Genomic DNA, 4311 nt, shown 5'->3' with positions numbered 1-4311 from the left:
CCCCACTACATCTACCTGGCTGCTCCGGGAGACCTGTACGAACGAACCTTGAATAGGCTGCGTTCCGACTTGGGTGAGCAGAAATTTGATAACGCCCGCAGCGCCGGCCGGGAGATGACGATGCAGCAGGCGGTGGCTTACGCCCTGGACGGGAGGTCGGAGGAGGCGGCCCTGGCCGGCAGCCCGTTCGGAGGGATGGAGACCGAGCCCGATGAGGTCGAGGTCCCCGAGCGCCGCGGTCCGGAGGAGGCGCCCGATCGCAGCCCCGTCGAGACGCTGGCGCCGCCGGACCGCCCACTGGTCGGACGCCGGGCCGAGATGTTGACGCTGCGCACCGCCCTGGCCGCGGCCGAGAGGGGAAAGGGCGGAGCTGTGCTGGTCTTCGGAGAGCCGGGCATCGGCAAGACCCGGCTGGTGGAGGAGCTGGTCCAGGTCGCACTGCGGGAGGACTTCACGGTCGCAGCCGGCGGAGGGGTCGAGGGCGGCAGCACGCCGGCGCACTGGCCCTGGGTCCAGGTGATCACGCACCTTCTCTCCACAGCCGACCCGTCCGGATTGAAAGAGGCGGTGGGCGCAGGGGCCCCCGAGCTGGCCCAGATCGTGCCCGAGCTAAAGGAAGTCATAGGGCCGGTCGACGCTCCGGCGAGCACCGACGCCGAGACCGGACGCCTGCACCTGTTCGAAGCGGTCTCCGGCCTGCTCACCGAGCTGGGCACGCGCAAGCCTCTGCTGGTGGTGCTGGAGGACCTCCAGTGGGCCGACGTAGCGTCACTGCAGCTCTTGAGCTTCCTTGCTCCTCACCTCAAGAAGGACCGCCTGCTGGTGGTCGGCACCTACCGGCCGGGCGAGGTCGGTGACGAGCACCCGCTCACCGAGGCCATGTCGGTCCTCTCCCGGCACCAGGTAGCCGAACGTATCGAACTTCGGGGGCTGCCGGAGGCCGAGGTCGGCGAGCTGATCGCCGGCTACACCGGGGAGCCGCCCGACCCCGGCCTGGTCGCGACCGTCCAGTCCCGCACCGAGGGCAACCCGTTCTTCGTCACCGAGCTGGCCCGGCTGCTGGCGTCGGACTCCAGCCTGGGAGCCGAGGGGGCCGGCGGGGCCATTCCCTCCGGCGTGCGTGACGTCGTCCGCCGGCGCCTCAGCCGCCTGCCGGCGGAGACCAATGCCGTGCTGTCGACCGCGGCTGTGGTGGGGCGGGACTTCGAGCTCCGGGTGGTCAGCGCCGCCTTCAAGCTCGACACCGACGGGACGCTGGGCCTGGTGGAGGCCGCCTGTGCGGGCGGGCTGGTGGCCGAACACCCGACCCGCCCCGGCTACTTCCGCTTCAACCACGACCTGGTGAGGGAGACGATCCTCGAAGGCCTAACCGCCGCCCGCCGGTCGATGCTGCACGCCAGAGTCGGGGAGGCGATCGAGACGGTCTACGGGGACACCGGCAGGGCGATTGAGATCGCCTTCCACTTCTCCGAGGCCGCCCCGGCGATCGGTCCCGCACGGGCGGTGCCCCACATCCTGCGGGCGGCCGAGGCCGCAGTCTCCTCACTGGCGTACGAGCAGGCGGGGGAGCAGCTGCGCCGGGCCCTGCAACTGATCGACCTCCTCCCGGCCGGGGCGGAGCGGGACCACCAGGAGCTGCAGGCGCTCATGCGGCTGAACACCCTGGCGATCATGACCAAGGGGTACGCCGCCCCCGAACTGGCCGACAACCTGGAGCGGGCCCGGGCCCTGGGCAACCGGCTGGGCGAGATCCGGGCGCTGATCCCGGTGCGCTGGGGACTCGTGTCCTTCCACAACAACGACGGCAACACGTTCGTCGCCCGGCGCCTGGCCGAGGACCTTTTGAAGGACGTTACCCCCGGCGGCGTTCCCGCCGAGCTGGTGCCGGCCCACCTGGGCGTCGGGATCATCAGCATGTTCCAGGGGGAGCTGGAGAAAGCCCGCCACCACTTCGACGAGGCCCTGCTGCTGGACGACGGCCTGACCGACCCCTGGCTGCTGTCGTGGATGCACCAGGACCCGATCGTCAGCTGCTCGACCTTCCAGGTCTGGTGCCTGGCCGTGCTCGGCGAAAGCGAGCTGGCCGGCTCCTACGCCGACGATGCGGTCGGCCGGGCCATCGGCCAGGGTAACGAGTTCGACACCGCCCACGCCCTCTACTTCGCCTCGGCCCAGCCGGTTTTCGAGAGGCGCATCCCGGAAGCCCGGCGGGCGGCCCGGGAGGCGGTCGAGTTCGCCCGCGAGCGGGGGTTCCACGCCTACATCGCCCTGGGGTCGATCTTCCACGGCTGGGCCAGAGCGGTGGAGGGCGAGGCCGAGGCGGGCGTCGATGAGATCAAGCAGACCCTGAACGCCATGTCCGGCCGGGCCCGGATCGACCACTCGATCTTCCTGGCGCTTCTGGCCGAAGCCCACCTTCTGGCCGGCCAGCCGAGCCTGGGTCTGGCGGTCGCCGACCAGGGGCTCGACGTGATGCCGAAAACCGGCGAGCGATTCTACGAAGCGGAGATCCACCGGGTGCGGGGGGAGATCCTCCTCGCATCGGGGAACCGGGAAGAAGGAATCGAGGCACTGAACACCGCCCTGGCCGTGGCCCGGGCACAAGGCGCACGCCTGCTGGCAGCGCGGGCGGCAGCCGGTATCGAGCGCCACCGGGAATAGCGTGTACCGGTGGTGGGTCTACCTGCACCTGCTCGGGGTGTTCGGTTTCCTAATCTCGCACGGCGTGTCGGTGGCGGTGACCTTTCGCCTGCGCAAGGAGCGTGACCCGTCGAAGGTCCAGGCGCTCCTCGGCATGTCGAGCGCTTCTCTGACCGGGTTCTACCCGTCGATGGTGATGCTGCTCGCCGGAGGCGTGGCCGCCGGGTTCCAGGGAAGGTGGTGGGGTTACGGCTGGATCTGGTGGTCGATTGGGATCCTGTCCCTCGTCACCGTGGCGATGTACGCAATGGCCAAGCCGCACTTCTCCCGCATCCGGTTCGTGACCGACGCCATGGTCGGCGGATCCAAAGCCGTCTCGCCCGAGGAGTACGGCGAGGTGCTCAGCGCCCCCCGCGGCCTGGTGATCGCCGGAATCGGGTTCGCCGGCCTGGCCGTGATCCTGTTCCTCATGCTGTTCAAGCCGGACCTCGGCATGGCCCCCGACACCCCGGAGGCGCCGGAGGGCCCGCCGTCGGCATCCCTGGCCTCCACCGACCTTGCGTTCGACACCGACGCGCTCTCGGTTCCCGCCGGCCGGGAGTTCGGGCTGGAGTTCGAAAACCGTTCCTCGCTCCCCCACAACGTGTCGATCCGGGACCCGGATGGCGAAGCGCTGTTCGTCGGGGAGACCTTCACCGGCCCCCGGACGGTGACCTACGGGGTGCCGACGCTGGAGCCGGGCAGCTACACCTTCGTCTGCGACGTCCACCCGGAACAGATGACCGGCTCATTGGAGGCCGTCTAGTGGGCTATCGGACCATCGTCGCCGGGACCGACGGATCGGAGACCGCCTCCCGGGCGGTCGACAAGGCGGCCCGTCTGGCCAAGATCACCGGCGCCCGGCTGGTCCTCGTCTCCGCGGTACCGGCGGAGGACCCGTCGACCGAGGCAGCCGAACAACTGCTCCGCGAGGCTCAGCAGACGGCGCAGAGGCGGGGCGTCGATGCGGAGATCCAGTACCCCGAGGGGCGCCCCGGAGAGGTTCTGTCGCAGGTTGCGGCCTCCGAGTCCGCGGACCTGATCGTGGTCGGCAGCGTGGGGATGGGCAAGGTTCGGCGCTTCAGCCTGGGCGGGGTTGCCGAGCAGGCGGCCCACACCGCACCGTGCGACGTCCTGATCGTCCGGACCGAAAGGCCCGACGAGGGACCGGTTCGCAAGCTGGTCTACAAGGGCCTGGTGGTCGGCACCGACGGCACCGCCACCGCCTCCGAGGCGGTCCGGAAGGCCTTCGACCTCGGCATGGTCCTGGAGACGAAGATCACCGTGGTCTACGTCGCCGGCGACCCGCTGATCGGGGCAATCGTCCTGGAGAAGGCGAAGGCGGCCAAGCCGGACTGGGTGCCGGTCGAGACCCAACTGCTCAAGCAGGGGGAGCCGGCGCAGGCGATCGCCCGGCTGGCGGAGTCGGGGGTCGCCGACCTGATCGTCGTCGGCAACAAGGGCGTCGTCGGGCCCCGCCGCTGGGCGCTGTCCTCGGTCCCCGTCGAGCTGGCCCACAAGGCGGCCCGGGACGTTCTCATCGCCAAGACCACCGACCGCACGCTGGAGGACATCTCTCCCGGCCACGGCGGGCTGGTGACGCTGGAGGGCAAGAAGACTGCGGTGTACGTC

The 4311-nt window shown here is 70.3% G+C and carries 3 protein-coding genes; all 3 read left to right on the top strand.

Annotated features, from left to right (window positions below; translation table 11 throughout):
* Positions 1-2661 (top strand): AAA family ATPase (locus tag VFV09_07195; GenBank protein HEU4867497.1); only part of this gene is annotated, 2661 nt, incomplete at its 5' end.
* A gap of 1 nt (position 2662) precedes the next feature.
* Positions 2663-3445, top strand: coding sequence for a cupredoxin domain-containing protein (locus VFV09_07190; GenBank protein HEU4867496.1), 783 nt, complete (start codon positions 2663-2665; stop codon positions 3443-3445).
* Positions 3445-4311 (top strand): universal stress protein (locus VFV09_07185; GenBank protein ID HEU4867495.1); only part of this gene is annotated, 867 nt, incomplete at its 3' end. The genes VFV09_07190 and VFV09_07185, both read left to right, overlap by 1 nt.

The organism is Actinomycetota bacterium (assembly GCA_035759705.1).
In the GTDB taxonomy this organism is placed as follows: domain Bacteria; phylum Actinomycetota; class CADDZG01; order JAHWKV01; family JAHWKV01; genus JAJCYE01.
The sequence above is the reverse complement of the archived record's forward strand: the minus strand, read 5'-3'. Positions and strand labels throughout refer to the sequence as shown.